The sequence below is a fragment of the Streptomyces sp. NPDC005794 genome (assembly GCF_042871445.1).
In the GTDB taxonomy this organism is placed as follows: domain Bacteria; phylum Actinomycetota; class Actinomycetes; order Streptomycetales; family Streptomycetaceae; genus Streptomyces.
The window spans coordinates 1-20363 of the sequence record NZ_JBIAIN010000033.1 but is presented as its reverse complement, the minus strand read 5'-3'; the positions used below and the strand labels follow the sequence as shown (position 1 = coordinate 20363).

Annotated in this window: 23 protein-coding genes; 13 read left to right on the top strand and 10 right to left on the bottom strand. The window is 65.8% G+C overall.

From position 1 onward, the window contains the following. The first annotated feature begins 378 nt into the window (after window positions 1-378). The 5 genes from ACFYQ5_RS34650 (at window position 379) to ACFYQ5_RS34630 (ending at window position 5026) form a co-directional block, all read left to right on the top strand. Window positions 379-786 carry a nuclear transport factor 2 family protein gene (locus tag ACFYQ5_RS34650; protein ID WP_389203418.1) on the top strand — a complete coding sequence of 136 codons (408 nt, stop codon included), beginning with the start codon at window positions 379-381 and terminating at the stop codon, window positions 784-786. 498 nt (window positions 787-1284) lie between these two features. Next, on the top strand, window positions 1285-2010 hold the full coding sequence (locus ACFYQ5_RS34645; protein ID WP_389203416.1) for a flavin reductase family protein: 726 nt from the start codon (window positions 1285-1287) through the stop codon (window positions 2008-2010). Then, window positions 1968-3245 (top strand): alpha/beta fold hydrolase, encoded by a 1278-nt coding sequence (locus ACFYQ5_RS34640; protein WP_389203415.1) that lies wholly within the window; start codon window positions 1968-1970, stop codon window positions 3243-3245. Before ACFYQ5_RS34645 ends, ACFYQ5_RS34640 begins: the two co-directional genes overlap by 43 nt. Before the next feature lie 27 nt (window positions 3246-3272). Further along, on the top strand, window positions 3273-4163 hold the full coding sequence (locus tag ACFYQ5_RS34635; RefSeq protein ID WP_389203413.1) for an alpha/beta hydrolase: 891 nt from the start codon (window positions 3273-3275) through the stop codon (window positions 4161-4163). A 74-nt stretch (window positions 4164-4237) separates the two neighbouring features. Further along, window positions 4238-5026 (top strand): enoyl-CoA hydratase/isomerase family protein, encoded by a 789-nt coding sequence (locus ACFYQ5_RS34630; RefSeq protein ID WP_389203412.1) that lies wholly within the window; start codon window positions 4238-4240, stop codon window positions 5024-5026. Between the two features lie 177 nt (window positions 5027-5203). Here the strand turns inward: ACFYQ5_RS34630 and ACFYQ5_RS34625 are convergent, their stop codons facing one another. Together ACFYQ5_RS34625 and ACFYQ5_RS34620 are read right to left on the bottom strand one after the other, a co-directional pair. Further along, window positions 5204-5809: a CGNR zinc finger domain-containing protein gene (locus tag ACFYQ5_RS34625; RefSeq protein WP_389203411.1), complete on the bottom strand. Its 606-nt coding sequence runs from the start codon at window positions 5807-5809 to the stop codon at window positions 5204-5206. A 132-nt stretch (window positions 5810-5941) separates the two neighbouring features. Beyond that, the gene (locus ACFYQ5_RS34620) at window positions 5942-6418 is read right to left on the bottom strand and encodes a winged helix-turn-helix transcriptional regulator (RefSeq protein ID WP_389203409.1); all 477 of its coding nucleotides are present in this window, start codon (window positions 6416-6418) and stop codon (window positions 5942-5944) included. 126 nt (window positions 6419-6544) lie between these two features. Between ACFYQ5_RS34620 and ACFYQ5_RS34615 the strand changes: the two genes are divergently transcribed. The 4 genes from ACFYQ5_RS34615 to ACFYQ5_RS34600 all read left to right on the top strand — a co-directional run bounded on the left by ACFYQ5_RS34615 (window position 6545) and on the right by ACFYQ5_RS34600 (window position 9705). Beyond that, on the top strand, window positions 6545-7390 hold the full coding sequence (locus ACFYQ5_RS34615; protein ID WP_389203407.1) for an alpha/beta fold hydrolase: 846 nt from the start codon (window positions 6545-6547) through the stop codon (window positions 7388-7390). 117 nt (window positions 7391-7507) lie between these two features. Further along, the gene (locus tag ACFYQ5_RS34610) at window positions 7508-7810 is read left to right on the top strand and encodes a putative quinol monooxygenase (protein WP_389203406.1); all 303 of its coding nucleotides are present in this window, start codon (window positions 7508-7510) and stop codon (window positions 7808-7810) included. A gap of 238 nt (window positions 7811-8048) precedes the next feature. After that, window positions 8049-8696, top strand: a complete 648-nt coding sequence (locus ACFYQ5_RS34605; protein ID WP_389203478.1) for an HD domain-containing protein — start codon at window positions 8049-8051, stop codon at window positions 8694-8696. A 40-nt stretch (window positions 8697-8736) separates the two neighbouring features. Next, window positions 8737-9705, top strand: a complete 969-nt coding sequence (locus ACFYQ5_RS34600; RefSeq protein ID WP_389203404.1) for a GlxA family transcriptional regulator — start codon at window positions 8737-8739, stop codon at window positions 9703-9705. Between the two features lie 71 nt (window positions 9706-9776). Here ACFYQ5_RS34600 and ACFYQ5_RS34595 read toward each other — a convergent pair whose 3' ends face one another. Continuing rightward, window positions 9777-10247: a winged helix-turn-helix transcriptional regulator gene (locus tag ACFYQ5_RS34595; protein ID WP_389203402.1), complete on the bottom strand. Its 471-nt coding sequence runs from the start codon at window positions 10245-10247 to the stop codon at window positions 9777-9779. 76 nt (window positions 10248-10323) lie between these two features. Here ACFYQ5_RS34595 and ACFYQ5_RS34590 point away from each other — a divergent pair, with 76 nt between their 5' ends. Continuing rightward, on the top strand, window positions 10324-11781 hold the full coding sequence (locus ACFYQ5_RS34590; protein ID WP_389203400.1) for an MFS transporter: 1458 nt from the start codon (window positions 10324-10326) through the stop codon (window positions 11779-11781). Between the two features lie 81 nt (window positions 11782-11862). Here ACFYQ5_RS34590 and ACFYQ5_RS34585 read toward each other — a convergent pair whose 3' ends face one another. The 5 genes from ACFYQ5_RS34585 to ACFYQ5_RS34565 all read right to left on the bottom strand — a co-directional run bounded on the left by ACFYQ5_RS34585 (window position 11863) and on the right by ACFYQ5_RS34565 (window position 16768). Next, the gene (locus ACFYQ5_RS34585; protein ID WP_389203398.1) at window positions 11863-12543 is read right to left on the bottom strand and encodes an alpha/beta hydrolase; all 681 of its coding nucleotides are present in this window, start codon (window positions 12541-12543) and stop codon (window positions 11863-11865) included. A gap of 519 nt (window positions 12544-13062) precedes the next feature. Then, on the bottom strand, window positions 13063-14037 hold the full coding sequence (locus tag ACFYQ5_RS34580; RefSeq protein ID WP_389203396.1) for an alpha/beta hydrolase: 975 nt from the start codon (window positions 14035-14037) through the stop codon (window positions 13063-13065). A 475-nt stretch (window positions 14038-14512) separates the two neighbouring features. Then, window positions 14513-15064, bottom strand: coding sequence for a TetR/AcrR family transcriptional regulator (locus ACFYQ5_RS34575; RefSeq protein ID WP_389203394.1), 552 nt, complete (start codon window positions 15062-15064; stop codon window positions 14513-14515). A gap of 240 nt (window positions 15065-15304) precedes the next feature. After that, complete coding sequence (locus ACFYQ5_RS34570; RefSeq protein ID WP_389203392.1) at window positions 15305-16084, bottom strand: SDR family NAD(P)-dependent oxidoreductase; 780 nt, start codon at window positions 16082-16084, stop codon at window positions 15305-15307. 75 nt (window positions 16085-16159) lie between these two features. After that, entirely contained in the window at window positions 16160-16768 is a 609-nt protein-coding gene (locus tag ACFYQ5_RS34565; RefSeq protein WP_389203390.1) for a TetR/AcrR family transcriptional regulator, read from the bottom strand. A 198-nt stretch (window positions 16769-16966) separates the two neighbouring features. On the opposite strand from ACFYQ5_RS34565, the gene ACFYQ5_RS34560 reads away from it, so the two are divergent. Next, window positions 16967-17257 carry a glutaredoxin family protein gene (locus tag ACFYQ5_RS34560; RefSeq protein WP_389203389.1) on the top strand — a complete coding sequence of 97 codons (291 nt, stop codon included), beginning with the start codon at window positions 16967-16969 and terminating at the stop codon, window positions 17255-17257. 52 nt (window positions 17258-17309) lie between these two features. Here ACFYQ5_RS34560 and ACFYQ5_RS34555 read toward each other — a convergent pair whose 3' ends face one another. Together ACFYQ5_RS34555 and ACFYQ5_RS34550 are read right to left on the bottom strand one after the other, a co-directional pair. Next, the gene (locus ACFYQ5_RS34555; RefSeq protein ID WP_389203387.1) at window positions 17310-17651 is read right to left on the bottom strand and encodes a GNAT family N-acetyltransferase; all 342 of its coding nucleotides are present in this window, start codon (window positions 17649-17651) and stop codon (window positions 17310-17312) included. Between the two features lie 258 nt (window positions 17652-17909). After that, on the bottom strand, window positions 17910-18437 hold the full coding sequence (locus ACFYQ5_RS34550; protein ID WP_389203385.1) for a winged helix-turn-helix transcriptional regulator: 528 nt from the start codon (window positions 18435-18437) through the stop codon (window positions 17910-17912). A gap of 140 nt (window positions 18438-18577) precedes the next feature. Between ACFYQ5_RS34550 and ACFYQ5_RS34545 the strand changes: the two genes are divergently transcribed. Together ACFYQ5_RS34545 and ACFYQ5_RS34540 are read left to right on the top strand one after the other, a co-directional pair. Then, window positions 18578-19999 carry an MFS transporter gene (locus tag ACFYQ5_RS34545; protein ID WP_389203383.1) on the top strand — a complete coding sequence of 474 codons (1422 nt, stop codon included), beginning with the start codon at window positions 18578-18580 and terminating at the stop codon, window positions 19997-19999. Between the two features lie 145 nt (window positions 20000-20144). Continuing rightward, window positions 20145-20291, top strand: coding sequence for a 2-dehydropantoate 2-reductase N-terminal domain-containing protein (locus ACFYQ5_RS34540; RefSeq protein WP_389203381.1), 147 nt, complete (start codon window positions 20145-20147; stop codon window positions 20289-20291). Window positions 20292-20363: the final 72 nt, after the last annotated feature.

The following is a 20363-nucleotide window of genomic DNA, read 5'->3' as shown; positions in this document are numbered from 1 at the left end:
GATGTCGATGAGGTGGAGGTGGACGGCGCTCTGCGGCACCGACTGCCGTCGGCATCGGCGTGGGTCGAAGAAGAAGACGCTGGCTCGGGGTCGGGTGGCGCGGTGGTTCGGCTCCGTTGCCGACAGGCAGACCCGGGTCAGAGACGCCTCCCGTACTCGTCGAGATGGAGGTCCAGGCCCGGCCGGCGCATCCCGAAGCCGTCGAGAAGTGGCTTCGCGTGTGGTCGATAGAGCCAAGGTCGGCACGCTGAGTTGCGCGGTGCGACCTCTGCTCCCACCCCACCGGCCTGCTGGAATCGAGCGGTCGGGTGGCTGTCACCACTTTCACCCACCGGTGGGCATCCGGGCCGGCCGGTGGGACCCGATTGCGAAGGAGACATGGTGCCCGACCACGACCCCCACAAGAACAAGGCGATCGTCCTTAAAGCTCTCGATGTGCTGTTCAACCAGCGCGACTTCGAGGCTGCCGCAGCCTTCTGGGATCCGCGCTACATCCAGCACAGCGCCCTGATCGAACCCGGCCGTGAAGGCTTGTTCGACCTGGTCAGAAGTCTGCCGAAGTTCAAGCACGAGGCCGGTGCAGCCACTGCCGACGGCGATTGCGTGATGGTCCACAGTCGCTACACAGGCAACGAGCGGCCGACGGCCCTGATAGGCGTGGACATCTTCCGTGTGCAGGACGGAATCCTCAAGGAGCACTGGGACGTGCTGCAGGACGAGGTCACGCGCGAGCAGTCGGTGAGCGGGCTGCCGATGTTCGGGGGAGTCTTCCCGGAAGACCGCTGAAGTACCCCCGGTCACGGTCGCATCCGTTTGGTCAAGGTCTGAGCCATGAGCGGCGTCCGCCCGAACGGCGATCCGCTGGCCAAGGGGCGACAGGCCGGAATGGGGCGCCTGGTGCGCCTCGGTGTCGGACGCTCAGCTGTGTCGGCTGTGGAACTGAGGTGTTGGCGTGGCGCGCCACGCCAATTTGGTACAGGTGCTCGTCGGTGCTCGTCGGTGCTCGTCGGTGCTCGTCGGTGCTCGTCGGTGCTCGTCGGTGCTCGTCGGGTCCGGCGGGTTTCCGGCGAGGCAGCATGCCCGCACCTTGCGTGAAATAGTCATAGCCCATACAGTTATTTCACCCTGCGGGTGAGGAGACCGGCTTCGTGAGCCCTCCTGTGTCGGCCCGGCGAAGTCGCGCACTCCTGCTGGATGTACAGCTGACGCCGGGGCGGAGTGTGCCCCCCGCGGGGCCGAGTGGCAGGTCAGGGTCGCGCAGAAATCAGCCTGAAAGGTGCACCGATGTTTGTCGACGCCGCAGATTTGGATACCAAGTCGTCCTACAAGCTGCTTATTGGGGGGATTATCCCCCGCGCGATTGCCTGGGTGAGTACGGAGTCCGAGGACGGGGTGGGAAACCTTGCGCCGGTGTCCTTCTTCACGGCCGTGGGACGGAAACCTCCCCTCATCTCGATTTCGATGCAGCCCAGGTCGGACGGAGTCACACTCAAGGACACCTTCGTCAACATCCGTGACACGGGTGAGTTCGTCGTCAATCTGGCGACGCTTCCCCTCGCGGACCACTTGCACCGTTCGGCCTTCGAGTTCGAGACCGATGTGGATGAATTTGCCGCGCTGGGCCTGGAGACCGAGCCCTCGCAGGCAGTGCGACCTCGGCGGGTGAAGGGCGCCCCGATCGCCTTCGAGTGCAAACTCAACCGCATCATCCCCATCGAGGGCAGCCTGGACCACGTGGTGTGGGGCGAAGTCGTGCGCTTCTACGTCCAGGACGATCTGTACTTGGAGGGCGGCCGTATCGACACTGCGGCCATTCCCGCCGTCGGCCGGCTGGCAGCTGAGTACACCCTCGTCAATACCGTCTTCACCACACCACTCGACGACGACCTGGTTGCGGCACACGCGAGTCAGCGCATGCACCGACTCGATGAGCGGGCCGCGGACTGGTCGCCCATCGACACCGACAGTTGGTCGCCGTCCGGCTCCACGATGAGCGAAGGGGTCAAGTGATGACCGCAACAAGAGGCTTTGCCAGGACTGAGCGCGTCGCCGATTCCGACATCAGGTTCAAGCGACGCGGGACCGGTGACACTGCGCTCGTCTTCGTGCACGGCTTCCTGGACGATCAGTACGTCTGGGACGCGGTCATCGACGCTATGGCCGTTCCCGGCTTCGAGTACGTCCAGCTCGATCTGGCCGGCAGCGGTGACCGCACTGCCTCCACCGGACCGTTTGACCTGAACCGCTTCGCGCACGACGTCTCCGCCGTCGTGGAGGCGCTGGACAAGCCTGTCGTCCTTGCCGCGCAGAGCATGGGCACCCTCGTTGCCGAACTGGTCGCCGCAGACCACGCCGAGAACACACGGGGCCTGGTCCTTTTGTCCCCGGTGCCTCTGGCCGGTGCCGGCCTTCCCGCAGGAGACGTGCAGCAGTTCCGTTCCATGGGCGGTCAGGCCGAACTGCAGCGCGCAGTCCGCAGGCAGCTGTCTGTTTCCCTGCCTGAGGCCGAGCTGGACCGCCTCGTCGTGGTCGGGACACGGATCCCCGCAGAAGTCGTCCGCGACCTGGTCAAATGCTGGAACGAGGGGGACCCGCGAGGGCGTGAGGCGAGCTGGTACCGCGGGCCGGTTCTGGTGGGGCGCGGCGCCGAGGACGGATTCGTCACCGACGAGATGGTCACGGCCCACGTCCTGCCGCGGTTCGAGTGGCCGGAAAGCTTTGCGGTGCAAGAGGCCGGACACTGGGCCCATGTGGAGGCCCCGGCCACTGTGGCAGCCCACATCGAGGCGTTCCTGACCACGCTGCCTCAGGAAGCCCCCGAAAGCTCCGATCCCCCCGAAAAGGCGGACAGCGGCTGGCGCGGCGCGTTCGCCGGCAAGACCCCGGAAGACTTTGCCGCCGCGTTCGCAGAGGACATCGTCCTGGAGGCAAGCGTGCTGGCCATCCCGGTCAAGGGGCGAGACCAGGTCAAGGCCACGATGACCCAGGCCAGCCGCATCTACGAGTCCCTCGAATTCGTCCGGGAGGCCACTGCGGGGACACGGACCTACCTGGAATGGGAGGCAACCGCTTTCGGCGGCCTCCAGATTTTCGGCGTCACTGTCCTCACCAAAGGCGCCGACGGCCGTATCAACCACGTAGCCATTCACCACCGCCCCCTCGGGGCGGCACTGAGGTTCTCCGTGGAGATGCGCGAGCGTCTCCACGGCACTGTCGACCCCAGCCACTTTCACACCGTCGACTGACCGACCAGCAGGGAATGAGGGCACACCATGGCTACACGTGAAGACGTGGAGTTCGCAGCCGACTCCGGAGTGACCCTGCGCGGGTGGCTCTACACACCTGATGGGACAGGTCCGCATCCGGCCATCACGATGGCACACGGGTTCGCCGGTGTGAAAGAACAACGACTGGCGCAGTTCGCCGACGTGTTCGCCGAGGCCGGATTCATGGTCCTTCTTCACGATCACCGCAGTTTTGGTGAAAGCGACGGCACCCCACGTCACGACATCGACCCCTGGCAGCAGATCAAGGACTGGCGGCGCGCCATCTCCTACCTGGAGAGCCGCCCCGAGGTCGACATGAACCGGATCGGACTGTGGGGCACCAGCTACTCCGGCGGCCATGCCCTTGTACTCGGTGCCACGGATCGGCGGCTGCGCTGCGTAGTGGCACAGGTCCCGACGATCAGCGGGTACGAGCAGGGGCTGCGCCGTGTTCCCCCGGATGCGGTGGCAAGGCTGAACGAGGTCTTTACCGAGGACGAACGCGCACAGTACCGAGGCGAGCCCCCGCGGACGCAGGCGATCGTCAGCTCCGACCCTTCGGTTCCGGCTTCCTACCGGGCTCCCGACGCCGTCGACTTCTACCTCGACACGGCTCCGGAGAACTGGGAGAACAAGATCACCATCAGATCCAATTACGCCGCCCGCATGTATGAGCCCGGCTCGTGGATCACTCGGGTGTCTCCCACACCCCTGCTGCTGGTGGTGGCTGACCGCGATCCGATCACCGTCACCGACCTGATGCTCTCCGCCTACGAGCGCGCCCTGGAGCCCAAGGCACTGCGCCTGATCGAGGGTGGCCACTTCGCGCCCTACCTGAACGAATTCCCGGCTGCGAGTGCTGCTGCTCGCGACTGGTTCAAGCTCCACCTCGGGTGAGACGCCGGCACGCGTCACTCGATCCCCTCCGTCTCTGCGGTTGTCGCCGTGGGGCCCTCCCGTAGGAAGTGCACATGACTCGTCTCGAGTACACGTTTGACGACCGTCTGGCGACCATCGTTCTGCGGAACCCGCCGCAGAACCGGCTGGACCAAGAACTCATCCAGGAGCTCGGCGCCGCGATCGAGGCCATCTCCACCAGTGAAGCCCGTGCGGTTCTGCTGCGGGCTGACGGCCCGGACTTCAGCTTCGGCGGGGACATCATGGACTGGCCCGACATGAACGCGCGGGAGCTGCGCAGCCTTTTCGAGCGCTACATGGGTGTTTTCAACCAGTTCGAGCGCCTCTCTCTGCCGGTCGTCGCAGCCGTCCAGGGGCTGTGCTTTGGTGGCGGATTCGAGCTTGCCTTGCGCGCCGACGTCATCTTTGCGGCCGATAGCGCCCGATTCGGTCACCCGGAGCAGACGCTGGGACTCGTCACTCTGCTGGGCGGTATCTACCGCGTAGCAGAGCGGGCCGGGCAGGCGCGGGCATCAGAATGGGCTCTGACATCGGAGCAGATCACTGCTGCGGCGATGGCCGAGGCGGGTGTCGTCAATCGGGTCGTGCCCCATGCCGCGCTCGACGAGGAAGCCGAGCGGTTCGCCCGGAAGATCTCCAGCGGACCGACCCGGGCCTATGCGGCACACAAGGCACTGCTGCGGTCATGGCGAGTGGGAGGGATCGCCGCGGCAGACGAGGCCATGTTCGACATTGCGATTCCCCTCTTCGAGAGTGAGGACGGCCAGGCAGGTCTGGCGTCGGCCGTGAACGCACTGAAGGCGGGGATACCGCGCCCGGCCCTGGACTTCCGGGGCCGGTGACCCTGCTGCCCAGCCTGCGCGACGGCGGTGCGGCGTCGTCGCGCGACCGCCTGGCCCGGCCGGGCCAGGCGCTGGGCCCCGGACCGGTGACGACTGCCCGGTCCGGGGCCCAGCACGAACAATTGACAGAGGGGCGCCGGCGATGGAGCAGGACCCCGTCCGGTGCGGCAACCGTTCTCAGACGGTGGTCTGCTCGTGTGATTGCGCCCGCTGACGAGCCCGGTAGGCGCGGAGGTTGGCAGGATGGCCACAGCGTCGTACGTCGTGCCAGACGGCACTGTTGTTCCGCGACCGGTCGAAGAACGTCACCCGGCAACGTTCACTGCGACATACCTTCAGCCGCCGCCACTGATCGGTGCGCTGGGCGTTCATCATCTCGATCAGGACCAGAGAGACGACGGCGTGCCACCCACTGCCCGTCGGCTCAGCGACCACGCTCCCGTCGGGCGCGAGCCGAAGAGCCGCATCGGCCTGCGGCCGCGCGATGTCTTCCGGATCTTCCTCCGCCGCTTTGGTGTCAGCCGCCAGACGTTCGCGCAGGCTGTCACGGAAGGCACGCAGCTGTTCCACGTCCTCGTCACCGAGTTCCACCGGTGGCCGACTGAGGTGCAGACTCCGATGACGCCAGGTCTCGTCCAGCCAGGTCTGAGCGGTGCCCCGGTCCAGAAGGAGATCGGTTTCCCGGGGCTTACCCGCCGAAAGAGTGTTGAGCAGGTCCTGGACGTAGGCCAGGCCGTCTGGAGCAGCCTGGATCTCGTAGCGCTCGGTGGCAGGCCATGACATGAGAGTAAGTCTCCAACCGCAGCCGATTTTCTACAGGATGCAATAGACGTGAATCATACACGTATTACGGTAGGGCTGGCTTTCCACTCGGATGTGAGCCGGGGGAGAGTGCGTCGACCTGTGGTGAGTGAGTCACGACTCTGCCGGAGCGAGATCCGACCGGTGGACGTCACGATCCGCTGTGACGACGGAGTCGGAGGCCAGCACTGCCCCGCACGCCCCGCAGCGCATCTCAGGTCGCAAGACCTCTCCGCAGTCGTGCCGGAAGACGGCGATGTTCTCCGGGTCCGTTCGTGCATACCGGTCGCCCCAGTCCCGGATGCTGTGCAGGATGGTGAACAGCTGCTCGCCGGCCTCGGACAGCTCGTACTCGTAGCGGACCGGGTTGGTCTCGTACTGAGCCTTGGTGATGACCCCGGCGGCTTCCAGCGACCTGAGTCGGCTGGCGAGGATATTCCGCGCGGCGCCCGTGTTGAAAACGATCTCATCGAAACGGCGTGCGCCGAAGGTGATCTCGCGGAGGGCGAGCATCGCCCATTTCTCGCCCAGGACCTGCATGGCGGCATCTATCGAGCATACGCGGGGGTCGGGTGTCCTGGATTTCCTCACGCGCTCAGGGTAGCCGTAGATGAGTGGGTAGTCAATGACTACTCAGCAGCTCAGGAAGTTGACTCGAGGGGCTGACACGGCTTAACTGTGAGTGGATAGCAAAAAGCAACCAACTGGAGTCCTCTCATGAGCTACATCTCCGATCTCGCGGACACGCGCCATGCCGAAGGCAGCCTTGCCCGCTACGCCTACCGTGATTTCGGTCAGCAGGACGCGACCCCGCCCCTGGTCCTGCTGCAGCGATTCCGCGGCACCCTCGACCACTGGGACCCGCTGTTCCTGGAGACCCTTGCGAAGAAGCGGCGCGTCATCATTTTCGACAACGCCGGAATCAGTGAGAGCACCGGTGAGGTGCCTGCAACGATGCAGGGCATGGCGGACGCAGCCGTCGACTTCCTCACCAGCCTCGGGCTGGAGCAGGTCGACCTGCTCGGATGGTCGGTCGGCGGGTTCGTGGCGCAGCTGGTCACCCTGGACCGTCCCGACCTTGTCCGCAAGCTGATCGTGGCCGGCAGCGGCCCCGGCGGTGTGCCCGGCACCCCGGAGCTGGAGCAGCGCGTGGTGGAGTACATGACCGCGCCGGTCACCTCCGAGGAAGGGTTCCTGTACCTCTTCTTCGGCCTCACCGACGAAGGGGTACGCCTGGGCAAGGAGTCCCTCGCCCGGCTGGAAACCCGGCTTGAGAAGTCGAAGGCCGACGTGTCCGCCGAGCAGTGGGGCCGCCAGCTGCAGGCCATCCAGCTCTGGGCCGGTGGCAAGGGTGACGCATGGTCGCGCATCGAGGAGCTGAAGCTCCCGGTCCTGGTGGCGAACGGTTCACACGACGTGATGGTCGACTCCGGCAACTCCTTCGCCATGGCGCAGAAGCTGTCGGACGCCCGCACTGTCTTCTACAGCGGGGCTGGTCACGCTTTCCTCTTCCAGTTCCCGGAGGAGTTCGGCGACATCGTCCACGACTTCCTCGACCGCTGAGACGGACACCCCCATGACGTTCTGTGCGGCCTGCGACAACTCGCTCCAGCCGCAGCAGGCTGGGCCTCGAACAGTGGCACAGCACGAAACCATCCCCCTGAAAGAATAGAGAGAAGCATGCCTGCATACGGATTCTTCGTCGAGTTCGAAGCACGACCGGGCAAGGAAGAAGACGTGGCCCAGTTCCTCGTCGACGCCAAGGAACTCGTGGACGCGGAGCCGGGGACCCTGGCCTGGTTCGCCTTCCGGCTGGGCCCGACGTCGTTCCGCATCTTCGATGCCTTCGAGACGGAGGAGGACCGGGAGACCCATCTCCAGGGCAAGGTGCGGCAGCAGATCGAAGCCCGCGGTGACGCACTCTTCAGCACACCGCCCACCATCACTCCCGTCGATCTGCTCGCCACGAAGCTCCCCGGCTGATCCATAGCGCGCCGACGTCCAGGTCGGGGCGGTGATGACCGACCATCACCGCCCCGGCCTGCTGCAATGCCGCGCTCCGGAGCGACGCGCTTGCCAACCGGCCCGGCCCCGGCGCCATCCGCGTGTCCTGATCTGTGGGGTACCGGGCCGTCCAGCCCTGGCGGCCTGCGAAGCCGAAGAGGGAGCCTGTCCGGAGTACAGGCTCAACGGGCCAGGAACAATGGAACGAGGCAATGAGATGACCATCGACTCCATCATCACATCTGGTGTGAAAGTACCCGGAACCAAGCTCGCCCGGGAGACCACCGAGTTCATTCGCGACACGACGAGTGAACTGATCTACCACCACTCTCGCCGTGTCTACTTCTTCGGCAGCCTCCAGGGCCGCAACCGGGATCTCAGCTTCGATCCCGAACTGCTCTATGTCGGTGCCCTGTTCCACGATGTCGGCCTCGCGGAGCAGTTCCGTACGAGCGGTCGCCGCTTCGAAGTGGACAGCGCCGAAGCGGCGAGGCAGTTCCTTCACTCGCATGGTGTCCCCGAAGACAGCATCCGCCGAGTCTGGACAGCGATCGCGCTGCACACCACACCCGGTATCCCCGAGTACATGGAGCCGGAGGTCGCCCTGGTCACCGCGGGGGTGGAATATGACGTGCTCGGCATCGGCTACGACGCTGTCTCCGATGCCGACCGTGCCGAGATCACCGCCCTGCACCCGCGCCCCGACTTCAAGCGTCAGATCCTCCAGACATTCACCGACGGCATCAGGTCCAAGCCCGAGACCACCTTCGGTAATGTGAAGGCTGATGTCCTGGAGCACTTCGTGCCTGGCTTCGTGCGAGGCGACTTCGTCCAGACGATCCTGGACTCTCCCTGGAAGGAGTAGACCGGTGGGCGTGCCAGGCAGGAAGCACACGGTCACGGTCGTGGCCTTCGAGGGCGTTCAGCTTCTGGACGTGACGGGCCCGGTCGAGGTCTTCACCACAGCTAATCACCACGGCGCCGACTACGACGTGCGGATCGTCTCACCCACCGGCCTGGGAGTCCGGACCTCGTCGGGAGTGACCATCGGCGTCGACGGCACGGAGGCCGGATTCCCTGCAGCGCCGTACACCGTGCTGGTGCCGGGCCGCAGGTCCTGGCGGTCCGCTGTCGCCGACACCGTCCTGATCGACCTCGTGCGGCGCATGGCAGAGAACGCGGACCGCGTCGTGTCCGTGTGCGCCGGGGCGTTCGTTCTCGCGGAGGCCGGGTTCCTCGCAGGCCGCAGGGCCGCCACCCACTGGGAACTGGCGCCTGAGCTTGCGGCCGCGTACACAGATGTCCGCGTCGAGGACGACCCGATCTTCATCCAGGACGGGCGTGTCGTCACTTCGGCAGGTGTGACCGCCGGGATCGACCTGGCACTTCATCTGGTCGAACAGGACTGGGGCGCCGACGTGGCCCGCCGAGTTGCCAGAGAGCTGGTTGTCTTCATGGCCAGACCCGGAGGCCAGGCCCAGTTCAGCGCTCGGCTCGTGACGCGCGAACCACGGCATGCGACCATCCGCCGGGTACTGGACCAGGTGGCAGCCGACCCGGCTGGATTGCACACCATCGAATCCATGGCCAGCACGGGGGGTTTGAGCCGGAGGCACCTGGGTCGGCTCTTTCGCACCGAGGTCGGCGTAACACCAGGCCAATACGTGGAGTCAGTCAGATTCGAAGCGGCACGCACACTGCTGGAGGACGGCTCGGGATCCATGGAAGAAGTAGCACAGCAGGCGGGTTTCGGCTCGTCGGAGTCGCTTCGCCGAGTGTTTCAGCACGCCTTGGGTGTATCACCGAGCGCCTACCGGGCGCGGTTTCGCAGTACCGTGCCGGACCCGGGGAGCACGCGGATGCCCGTCCGGTGAGATGGCTCTCCGGAATCCCGGGTGCGGGCGGCTGCCAGGGGCGTTGCGCGCCGGCTGGATCACTACAGTTCTCAGGTCCGCGCCTTGCGTACGGTGATCTCGTCGGGCTGTACGTCGTGTCCAGCCGCGCAGCGCAGCTGGACAGCGACTGGTTCCTCGCAGTCGGTGTGGTGCAGCGTCAGAGGCGGTCCGTCTTCCCGCGGGAGATGGTGATCACCCCACTGCATGAGGGCGAGAAGAACCGGCTGCAGGTCGGATCCGGACTCGGTGAGTACGTACTCGTGCCTGGTGCGCCGACCCGGATCCCGGTAGGGACGCCGCTCCAGCAGGCCGGCCTGCACCAGTTCGCGGAGCCGGGCTGCGGCAACGGCCTCGGTGATGCCGACGCGACGCACGAAGTCGTCGAATCGTGTCGTGCCGTAGTGGGCCTCGCGCATGAGCAGCACGGCGGACCGCGTTCCGATGACCCGCATCGTTCCGTCTATCGAGCAGTCACTCAGCGTCCACGCCGAACGGTCGGCCAGGGCACCTGTCAGGTTCATGTGGGAAATTCCCATCTGTTCACCCCCTCCGGCGGCAATTTTACATAGCCGGAGATCGCCGCATACACTCCTGACTATGGTAAAGCATAGTCAGGACATGGGGGTGGCTGTGGCGACCAGGCCGGGGATCACGCTGCTGGTGCTCTGTGCCTCAGCGTGCATGGCCGGCCTCGACGTGTTCATCGTGAACGTCGCCTTCGACGACATCGGGCGGGACTTCCCGGGTTCGTCACTGGGAGATCTGAGCTGGGTACTGAACGCCTACGCGATCGTCTACGCCGCGTTGCTCGTGCCGCTGGGCAGCCTCGCCGACCGGTTGGGCAGCAAACGGATGTTCCTGGCCGGAGTTGCTGTCTTCACCGTTGCCAGCGCCGCCTGCGCCGCGAGCCCCGGCCTCTGGCACCTGGTCACTTTCCGTGCTCTTCAGGCAGCCGGAGCGGCAGCACTCACACCGGCGAGCCTCGGACTTCTCCTCGCCGCCACACCCACCTCCGGACGCGCCAGAGCTGTACGTATCTGGTCCGCCTCGGGAGCGCTCGCCGCCGCGGGCGGCCCAGCCCTCGGCGGGCTGCTCGTCGAGTCGTCCTGGCAGTGGGTCTTCCTCGTCAACGTGCCTGTCGGCGTACTCGCACTCGCCGCAGGTGCCCGGTACGTACCCGCCGACTCCCGCGGCGCTTCGGGGCGCGCGCTGCCCGACATCCTTGGTACAGCGGTACTTGCCGTGACCGTCGGCGTCCTCAGTCTCACCATCGTCAAAGGGCCTGACTGGGGGTGGGCATCCAAGGAAACGCTGCTGGCGCTGGCAGCGACCGTTGCTGGCGCCCTGGTCTTCGCCTCTCGCGTCGTACGTCACCCCGTACCGGTCATTGCACCGGCTTTGCTGCGTGTCCGCACGTTCGCATGGTCCAACGCTGTCGGTCTGCTGTTCTCTCTGGCGTTCGGAGCGAATCTGCTGGCAAGCATTCTGTGGATGCAGCAGACCTGGGGGTACAGCGCGGTTCGCACAGGCCTGGCGGTCGCCCCCGGCCCGCTCATGGTCCCTGTCTTCGCCGCAATCGGCCAGCGCGTCGCCCACCGTGTATCGACGGGAACCATCGTCGCTGTGGGCTCTGCTCTCTACGCATCGGCCACCGCTCTGCTCGCTCTGAGGACGGGCACCACTCCCCACTACGCCGCCGAGATGCTGCCCAGCAGTTTGCTGTCAGGAGCCGGCGTAGGGCTGGCCATGCCGACCATTCTCGCCGCCGCTACTACCGATCTGCCGGCCGATCAGGGCGCGACGGGTTCAGCGGTGGTCACCATGAGCCGCCAGATCGGCACCAGCCTGGGAGTGGCCGCACTGGTCGCCGTCCTGGCGTCCGCATCACCCACCGGCGATGCTCATGCCGCGTTCGCACGGGGTTGGTGGATCATTACCGGCGCGGCACTTCTGAGCGCGCTGGCAGCCCTCGGCATGACATCGCGGACCAGCGAGGACGCCTCCGTGGCTGCTGTGGTCCCCACGGCACCAGATGTCGGAGTCAAGGACGGATGAAGCACCGGCACCTTCGACAGCCCCGTCCGAGGGAGTCGTCGAGGCGATGCAGGGACCGTATGACTGCGTGTCCATCCCGCATCAGCCCAGCAGTTCGGCCGACGCGGTCACTACCGTGTCGGGGACCTGGTGGCCGAGCGTGTGCTCGATGAAGTCGACGTGGTAGCCGTCGTCTTCGAGGGCGGGGACGATGCGGTGGCTGGTGCGGGCGATGGGTTGGACGACATCGTGCCGGCCGTGGGAAACGAAGATGGTGGGGCGGCCATGCCTGCGGACGGGCGGGACCTGACCGGGGGAGTAGGCCAGGATGCGGGTGAAGAGGTCGCCATTGGCCAGTCCCACGCCGAGGGCATAGGAGGCACCGTCGGAGAACCCGGAGATGGCAATGCGGTCGGCGTCGACGTGGAAGTGGTCGAAGACGGTGGCCATGGCGTGCTCCAGGCCGACCGCGTCCTTGCCGAAGCGTCCGCCGGTGACGGTGTCCCACGTGCATTGCTCGGAGGCGGGGGCCAGAACCAGCGCGCCGTGCGGTGCGGCTGCGGGCCTGAGCAGGGCGAGCATGTCGCCAGGGACGCCGTTGGCGCCGTGGAGAGCGACCAGGAGGGGCGCAGGCCGGTAAGGCAGACGGTCCGGCACGTACAACAGGGCGGGGTTGGTGGGTGTGTCCAGCCAGTGCAGGCCTGCGGCGAGCGGTGCTCGGAGGGGCGTGGCCGGTCGTGCCGACAGGACGCCGTGGGCCAGGTCGCATGTTGTGGTGAGCACGGTTCCTCCGTGAGACAGGGGCTGTGGCGCCTGTATGCCAAGGGCATGCGGCGCATCAGGCCCAGCCCGCAAGGGGTGATCGTGGGTTTGCCTGTCCGGGCGGCATCGTCAGCAGCTGACCGATCGGGCGTGGGAACATCGCCCGCTCCACCCAATGATCGCTCGTGTGCGTGGACTTGGCCTCCGTCCGCCCTCAACACAGGACTGGAACGAAAGAAGGGAGCCGCAGAGCGTCCGCGAAGTCAGCGCTCCCGGCAGAGCAGGACGGACTGTCCGGCGCACTGCTGGCCCGGTCGCCGATGGCCGGTCAGGACCGGAGCGTCTCGTCGGCACGGGAGGGGCATACGGAGGTGTGCCGACCCGTCATTGGGCCGGCACACCCGCCGATGACCTTGTCGGCTCCGGTTCCGTAGTGGTTGCATGCCTGGCTACGGCGATGTGAAGGGAGCCCACACGGACAGGAGTTATGAGGACGCTCTATGCCTCACCGCCTTCCGCCGACGACAGTCAGGACTGGTCCTACAGCCCCAGGGTGCGCCGCACCCAGCTCGTGCGTGCCTCGCGGGAGGCGGTTCCGATGACGGTGTCCGCGGCGACGAGCTCGTACAGGTGGAAGCCGCCGGCCCAGATGTGCAGATCGGCAGAGCCGCCGGCCGCCCAGATGGAAGAGGCGTAGGCGACGCTCTCGTCGCGGAAGACCTCCGCGCTGCCCACCTCGATGTAGGTGGGGGGCAGGTCGGACAGGTCGGTGGCCCGGCCCGGGGACTCGTAGATGGAGACGTCGTCCGTACCGCGGCGGTCGCCCAGCACGGCGTTCCAGCCGGTGAAGTTGCTGGTACGGTCCCAGACTCCGATGCCGTCGATCTGATGGCTGGAGACGGTTTCGTTGCGGTCGTCGAGCATCGGGTACATCAGCAGCTGGCCGGCAAGAGCGGGGCCGTTGCTGTCGTCGCGGGCCTTCAGCGTGACGGCGGCGGCCAGACCGCCACCGGCGCTTCCGCCGGCGGTGATGAGCTTGGCAGGGTCGAAGCCGAGCTCCTCGGCGTGCTCAGCGGTCCACTTCAACGCCGCGTAAGCGTCCTCGATCTGAGCCGGTGCCGGGTTCTCGGGAGCGAGCCGGTACTCGACCGAAACGACCACCGCGTCGAACTGCTCGACGTAGTTGACGATCGGCTCGATGCCCACGAAGCGGTCGCCGAACATCAGGCCGCCTACGTGGGTGAAGAAGAACGCAGGCCCGGGGGTGACGTGGTCAGTCCGGCGGAAGACGGAGAGGACCAGGTCTGCAGCTCCCTGCGGGCCGGGAATCGTGCGCTCGAAGTGCTCGATCGGTCGTCCCTTGACGAGATCCTCGACACCCGGGGTGAAGCTCCCGGTACGCAGCGTCGGAATGTCTTCAGGGTGAAGCGAGGAGTTGAAGGCCTGGAGGACGACTTCGAGGACGGGCTTGAGCTCTGCGTCGAACGGGGGGGCGGGGTACTTCGAGTCAGTCATATCGACCTCGGAGGTAAGGGCCACGGGGTTGAGTGGCGAGGACCCTGTCAGTTGCAGGATGAGACCACCATAACCACTGACTGACCGGCAGTCAATCGATGTGACTCAGTCCTCAGTCGACATGTTCCGGGGTGCGGAGCCGACGTCGAACCGCCGGTGCGGAAGCCCGCCGTGCAGCCCGGACGGGACGGCCCGACGTGATCCGTACGGCCCGGCACAACTCGAACGATAAGCCTGACTCAAGGCGCTGACTTCACTGGGCCCTGAGTGGTTCACGGTCGGGTGACACTCCGGTGAACTGAACCGGAACCGTCGACCGGGCGGTGCCCAACGGAAGCGTGTGGAAATGCTCCACCGGGCTGTTCGCTCCTGCCGAGGGCCCTTGGAACCACACCGCCTGGGCGATGCGGTTCCAAGGGGCGCCCACCGGCCGACTCCCGCCGGCGGAGGACGGAAGACGCCTGCGGGAACGACCTCAGGCCGGCGTCGGCCTCTTGAGCCCGAATACGGCGCGCGTCATCTGGCCCGATGCGATGATCACCTCGTCGCGGGAGATGGGTGCGAATCCGGTGATCGCATCGGTCACTGCTCCGCAGAAGCCGTGGAACAGCGCCCTGGACATCATGTCCGGATGGGCGCACTCGATCTCGCCCGATTCCACACCACCCCGTGCCGCGGCTGCGATCATGCCGATCAGGCGTTCGTTGGTCGCAGCGTGGACTGCTTGGGCGCCTGCCCCGTCATAGAGGACCCGGTGCAGGTCGGCATGGTCGAGCGCGAAGCGGCACAGCGACTCCAGGACGTTCACGAGACGTGAGTCGAGAGGCGCGTCTGTGTTGCTCAGGATCTTCTCGCCGACATCCGCGAAGTCGTTCATGTGGCGTTCCCACAGCGCTGCGGCAGCGTCGTCCTTCGTTTTGAAGTACAGGTAGAACGTGCCCTTGGAAACTTCGGCGAGAACGGTGATCTCATCGATCTTCGAGTCCGCGATGCCCTTGCGCGCGAAGACCTCTGCTGCCGCGTCCATGATGTCCTTGCGGCGTTCCTCCGGCGGCTTGGAGACCCGTTTCCTTCGTGTGGCGGTTCCCATCGGTGCTCCTCATGTTGCCGAGCCCTGCTCGGCACAACCGTACGACTGACCGCAAGTCAATCGCAACCCTGCGCCTTCCGCGTCAGCATGCCTGGAGGAAGTCCGGAGCTCGAACGGGTAGACGCGCCTGCCGCCAAGGCGTTCGGCTCTTGGCGGCAGGCGGTGGATACGAAGAGGTCACACAGTCTTGAGCATGCCACCGTCGACCACGTAGTCCGCCCCCGTGATGCTGGCCGCGGCGCCGGAGAGGAGGAACACCACGACCGCCGCGATTTCTTCCGGTTCGACGAAGCGGCCGGTGGTGACGCCGAGAGCGCCCGGTGCCTGCTCGAGGAAGGTTGCGATGTCCATCCCGAATGCGGAGGCGATCTTGCCGCCGAAGTTCTTCGGGCTGTCGTAGATGGAACTGCGGACGAATCCGGGGGAGACAGTGTTGACGCGTACGCCCTGGGCGCCGAACTCCTCGGCGAGCGCCTTGCTGAGGGCGGTGACTGCGGCCTTGGCGGAGGCGTAGGCAACCGGGCCGAGGCCGGGCATGTGGGCGGCGGCCGTCGAGATGTTGACTATCGCCCCCTTGCGCTCGATGAGGCTCGGCAGGGCGATCCGGCTCGCGCGGACAGTGGTGAGCAGATTGACGTCGATCAGGTGCGCCCACTGCTCGTCGTCCGTGTCGAGGAAGCCCTGGACCTTGAGGTCGCCACCCCCGACATTGTTGACGAGCAGGTCGATGCCGCCCAGCTCGGTCGCCGCGGTGTCGAACGCCGCGCTGACACCCTCCGCGGTGCTCAGGTCCGCAGCCACCGGAATGGCGCCGGCGTCCTTGAGTTCGGGCGTGATGTTCCTGGCGACACCGACGACACGCACGCCCTCAGCTACCAGGCCCTTGACGACGGCCAGGCCGATACCCCGGCTGGCGCCGGTGACGACCGCGGTCTTGGAATCGAGGTTCAAGTTCATACTGTTGACCTTTTCTTGACTTGCAGGTACAGAAAATGGACAGAGTTCACCCAGCTACCCAGAGGGGAGCGGGGCTCAGAGAAGATCGACAGTGGTGTCGATCGCGCGCCTGATGCGTTCGGGCCCGGACTCGATGCGGGCCAGGACGCGAAGACCGGTGACCGTGTTCAACAACAGTGCTGCGAGATCCTTGGAATCACGCTCACGACTGATGTCTCCCGCCCGCTGCCCCTCTTCGAGGAGTGCTTGCAGGGCTCGGTCGGTCCGGTCGAGCATCCCCTGAGTCAAGGTCGTCAGGGAAACGTCGCTGTGTCCGAACTCCATGGCCGTGTTCATGGCCAGACACCCCCGGCGGTCAGGGTCGGCGAGATCCGTCTCGGCGAGGAAGTGAAGCGTTCTGCGCAGCCGCTCCTTCACCGGTCCGGCCTCATTGAGCAGCTCGTCCATCGCCGTGGCGTGTGCGTCCAAGTAGCGGCGCAGTGCCAGGTCGAACAGCTGCCGCTTGCCACCGAAGGCGTTATAGAGACTGCCTTTGCCGATACCCAGTGCGTCCACGAGGCACTGTGGCGTGGTGCCGGCGTATCCATGGCGCCAGAAGACCTGCATGGCCTGCTCGACAGCTGCTTCCGGATCGAACTGCTTCGGCCTACCCATGGTCCCATCCAACATGTTCTGTACCTTCAAGTCAAATATTTCTGGGCGCGGCGCCGCCGGTCCGGAGCGATCCACGGGCGAGGCCGGTCGGCGCCAGCACACGTGCGGCGCGCATGCGCCGGTCAAGGCGGAGGGAGAGAGCGGCTCGAAGGATGTCAGTCGATGCGATGAAGTTAAGGTGACGTAGTGTCCCAGTGGGTTCAACTGAGTGAGAGGCCGGTACCGAAGATGACGATCCGCCGCAGTGATGCTCGTACGGCTGGCAAGAAGTCTGATCGAGTCGTCACGCTGATCGGCAAGCCTGACTGTCACCTGTGCGACGACGCGCGAATCGTTGTCGAGAAGGTCTGCTCGGAGCTTGGGGTCTCCTGGGAACAGAGAGACATCACTCGGGACGAAGATCTTCATCGCGCCTACTGGGAACAGGTTCCGGTGGTGCTGGTGCACGGTGTCCAGCACACCTTCTGGAGGGTGGATGAGGACAGCCTTCGTGCACGTCTCACGAACCGCCGTCCCTGAAGGCAGTTTGTCTCCGGCACCCGAATGTTCCGGCTTAGGTGTAGCCGCACAGTCAGGTCGCGGGAAGAACCAGTTCGACGTCGGTTCCCTGTCTACCTCGAGATGGATTGTAGGCACCCAAAGCTCTGCAAATCGCCAGCATCCGGTCATTGGAACGCTGAGTCCTGACCATCACCGAACGCAGGCCGAGCACCGAGGCATGAGCGAGGGCGTAGCGGATGAGGCTGCCGCCCAATCCGCTGTTCTGCCAGGCATCCTCCACCAGCAGCGCAAGCTCACCAGTGCAGTCACTATCCGCATGCAATAGGTGTGTCGTCGCGATCACCAGGTGCGGACTGCCAACCGGATGAGTGACCCACTCAAGCCCCGCTCCGGTCTGACCAGCGAGGCCCATGCGTAGAGCCGGAGTGCGAAGCGAGCCGTCTGGTAGCGGCTGAAGCGCGAATTCAGGCTGGAGCGCGCGTGCATGAGGTTCGTAGCCTCATAGTCGGACTCCGAGGCGAAGAGCTCCTCCACGGAGCCCGCGTCCAGGACGGCCTCGATCCGGGCGCTGTTCGCTGCGGCGGCGATCGGAGCGAACTCCTCCGGCCTGGATGCGAGTCCCCCTCCATCTCCACTGAGGCAGGGTGGGTGGGCAGAGACCGGTGACCGGTCATCCGCGGTCTGCCTCGATGGGCTGAAGGAGCCGCTTGGGCTTGAGCAGCGCTCGACTGACAGGATCGGATGGCTGGAGGTTGAGGCCTGGACCCGGGACCATCTCGACATCCCTGACAGGTACGGCGGTTCGGCACGTGGGGCACTCGCCGTAGACGCCGAGCTCGGTTCCGCAATCGGCGTGCCGGAAGGTTCGTGTCGGATGGTCGAGGACATGACTCTGCCCCCAGAAACTGAGCGAGCGCAGAGTTGGCCACAGGCCTGCGCCGCGCTCAGTCACCACGTACTCGTCACGCGGTGGCGACTCCTGGTAGCGGCGTTTCTCCAGGATGCCGAAGGCAGTGAGCGTCTGGAGCCGGTTGGCCAGGACGGCGCGCGGAATGCCGAGGTGAACAAGGAGATCGTTGTAGCGGCGTACTCCGTAGAGTGCGTCACGGATGATCAGCAGAGTCCATCGCTCGCCCACAATCTCCAGGGTGCGCGCGATCGAGCAGTCCTGCGCCGCGTAGGCCTTTCCCAGTGACATGACACCACTGTACTCGCACCTCACCCACTCAGTTCAATGACTGAACTGATGGTGCTAAGGTCAGGGCGACTCAGGGTTCAGTCAGTGAACTATGAGAACTCAGGGTTCAGTCACCGTATCGACGGATGGAAGGGCAAATCATGGCCCACCTGGATAAGGCTTCAACTGGTTCGGCCACAGAGACCACAGCAACCGTGGGCGACACCGCCTCCGCCTCGCACACGGCGAGTCCCCCTCCCAGGGCCCGAGCCACCCTCGTCCTGACCAGTGCGGTCACCGCGGTAGCACTCATGATCTACACAGCGCCCATGGTCACGCTTCCCGAGACCGCCGCCGCACTGCACACCCCCCTTTCTGCCCAGGCCTGGCTGCTCAACGGCACTCCGTTGGGCCTGGCGGCCCTGCTTCTCGTGGCCGGCAGCCTCGCTGACGACTACGGCCGCCGAAGGCTGTTCGTGTCCGGCACGGTAGCCCTGGGCCTCACGACCGCTGCGGGAGCCTTCCTCACGACGACATGGTGGTTCACCATCGCCCGGATCGCGCAGGGCGCGGCAAGCGCGGCGATCCTTGCGAGCAGCCTCGGCCTGATCGTGCACGCCTTCCCGACACCGCAGGCCCGACGGCACGCGACAGGCGTATGGGGCGCATGCGTGAGCGGCGGCATCGCGGTAGGGCCGTTGGTCGCCGGAGTCATGCCTACGTGGCGCGTCGCCTACGCGGTGTTCGGCGTCGTGGCACTCCTGCTCGCAGCTTTCGGGGCTCGTACGCTGACGGAAACGCGTGCACCTCGTAGCGGCCGTCCGGACATCGTCGGTGCCCTGGTGTTCAGCCTGGCTCTCGGCGCGCTGGTGGCCGCGCTGACCCTGGGCCGGGACGGTTGGTTCCGGACGCCGGTCGGTGTTCTGCTCGCGGTGGCTGTGCTGCTGACCGCGATCTTCGTCAGGGTTGAACACCGTGGCCGAGCTCCGATGATCGACCTCGGACTGCTGCGGCACCCTCGCTTTCTGGCTTCGTCAGCCGGCGGCCTGTTCACCGGACTGGCTGTGATCGGACTCTTCAGCTTCATGCCTTCCCTGCTCCAGAGGAGCATGGGCATGTCCGCCATCGGCACCGCGTGGCTGCTCATGCTGTGGTCGGGCATTTCCTTCCTCACCGCGCTTCAGGTACGGCGCCTCGCGGACCGCGTCACGTCCCGCCACCAGTTGGCACTGGGATTCGTCCTGCATGCCATTGGTGTGGTGGCCCTGCTGGGCTCCATCGCAGCCCATTCCTGGACTCGGCTCCTGCCCGGCCTGATCGTGGCCGGCATCGGCAGTGGGCTTCTCAACGCCGCACTGCCCCTGATCTCCGTGGAGTCGGTGCCCCCGACGAGGGCAGCCATGGGGTCGGGTGCGCAGCAAACCTTCCGATACATAGGGTCTTGCGCCGGTGTGGCGATGACCATCGCAATCGTGACATCGGCTGGATCTGCAGCGCACGGAGCGGACCTCGCCGTGATCGTCTCCGCAGTACTCTCTGCGCTCGCTGCTGTCCTGGTGCTCGTCCTCAGGGACCGCAACTGAGTATGCCGCGGCCGACTGCTCGGCAGCGAGCCGATCCATTTCCCTGTATGAAGAAACTCATCTGCGGTACCCAGGAGAGTCAGCCCGTGACCAGCCGCAAAATAATTCTCACCCTTCCGCTGGTGTCGATGAACGGAGTCACGCGGTGAGTCGCATTCTCGTTGTAGGAGCAGGGGCGACGGGCGGATACTTCGGAGCCCACCTCGCTCGGTCCGGCCGGGACGTCACCTTCCTGGTCAAGCCGGCAAGGGCCGCGATCCTACGGGCTAAGACGCCATTTCACTTGGTGTGATCTTGCGGCAGTCTGGGGTGATGACTGCTGCGCTTGTCGAGCGGATGGCACCTGAAGATCTGTGGACTCTTT

Bases quoted from the DNA above. Each gene is read 5' to 3' on its own strand.
- ACFYQ5_RS34545 (WP_389203383.1), top strand. From the start codon at position 18,578: ATGGCCCACCTGGATAAGGCTTCAACTGGTTCGGCCACAGAGACCACA.
- ACFYQ5_RS34590 (WP_389203400.1), top strand. From the start codon at position 10,324: ATGGTAAAGCATAGTCAGGACATGGGGGTGGCTGTGGCGACCAGGCCG.
- ACFYQ5_RS34550 (WP_389203385.1), bottom strand. From the start codon at position 18,437: ATGTCACTGGGAAAGGCCTACGCGGCGCAGGACTGCTCGATCGCGCGC.
- ACFYQ5_RS34630 (WP_389203412.1), top strand. From the start codon at position 4,238: ATGACTCGTCTCGAGTACACGTTTGACGACCGTCTGGCGACCATCGTT.
- ACFYQ5_RS34635 (WP_389203413.1), top strand. From the start codon at position 3,273: ATGGCTACACGTGAAGACGTGGAGTTCGCAGCCGACTCCGGAGTGACC.
- ACFYQ5_RS34650 (WP_389203418.1), top strand. From the start codon at position 379: ATGGTGCCCGACCACGACCCCCACAAGAACAAGGCGATCGTCCTTAAA.
- ACFYQ5_RS34570 (WP_389203392.1), bottom strand. From the start codon at position 16,084: ATGAACTTGAACCTCGATTCCAAGACCGCGGTCGTCACCGGCGCCAGC.
- ACFYQ5_RS34625 (WP_389203411.1), bottom strand. From the start codon at position 5,809: ATGTCATGGCCTGCCACCGAGCGCTACGAGATCCAGGCTGCTCCAGAC.
- ACFYQ5_RS34610 (WP_389203406.1), top strand. From the start codon at position 7,508: ATGCCTGCATACGGATTCTTCGTCGAGTTCGAAGCACGACCGGGCAAG.
- ACFYQ5_RS34575 (WP_389203394.1), bottom strand. From the start codon at position 15,064: ATGGACGCGGCAGCAGAGGTCTTCGCGCGCAAGGGCATCGCGGACTCG.
- ACFYQ5_RS34615 (WP_389203407.1), top strand. From the start codon at position 6,545: ATGAGCTACATCTCCGATCTCGCGGACACGCGCCATGCCGAAGGCAGC.
- ACFYQ5_RS34595 (WP_389203402.1), bottom strand. From the start codon at position 10,247: ATGAACCTGACAGGTGCCCTGGCCGACCGTTCGGCGTGGACGCTGAGT.
- ACFYQ5_RS34555 (WP_389203387.1), bottom strand. From the start codon at position 17,651: ATGGGCCTCGCTGGTCAGACCGGAGCGGGGCTTGAGTGGGTCACTCAT.
- ACFYQ5_RS34605 (WP_389203478.1), top strand. From the start codon at position 8,049: ATGACCATCGACTCCATCATCACATCTGGTGTGAAAGTACCCGGAACC.
- ACFYQ5_RS34645 (WP_389203416.1), top strand. From the start codon at position 1,285: ATGTTTGTCGACGCCGCAGATTTGGATACCAAGTCGTCCTACAAGCTG.
- ACFYQ5_RS34560 (WP_389203389.1), top strand. From the start codon at position 16,967: ATGACGATCCGCCGCAGTGATGCTCGTACGGCTGGCAAGAAGTCTGAT.
- ACFYQ5_RS34580 (WP_389203396.1), bottom strand. From the start codon at position 14,037: ATGACTGACTCGAAGTACCCCGCCCCCCCGTTCGACGCAGAGCTCAAG.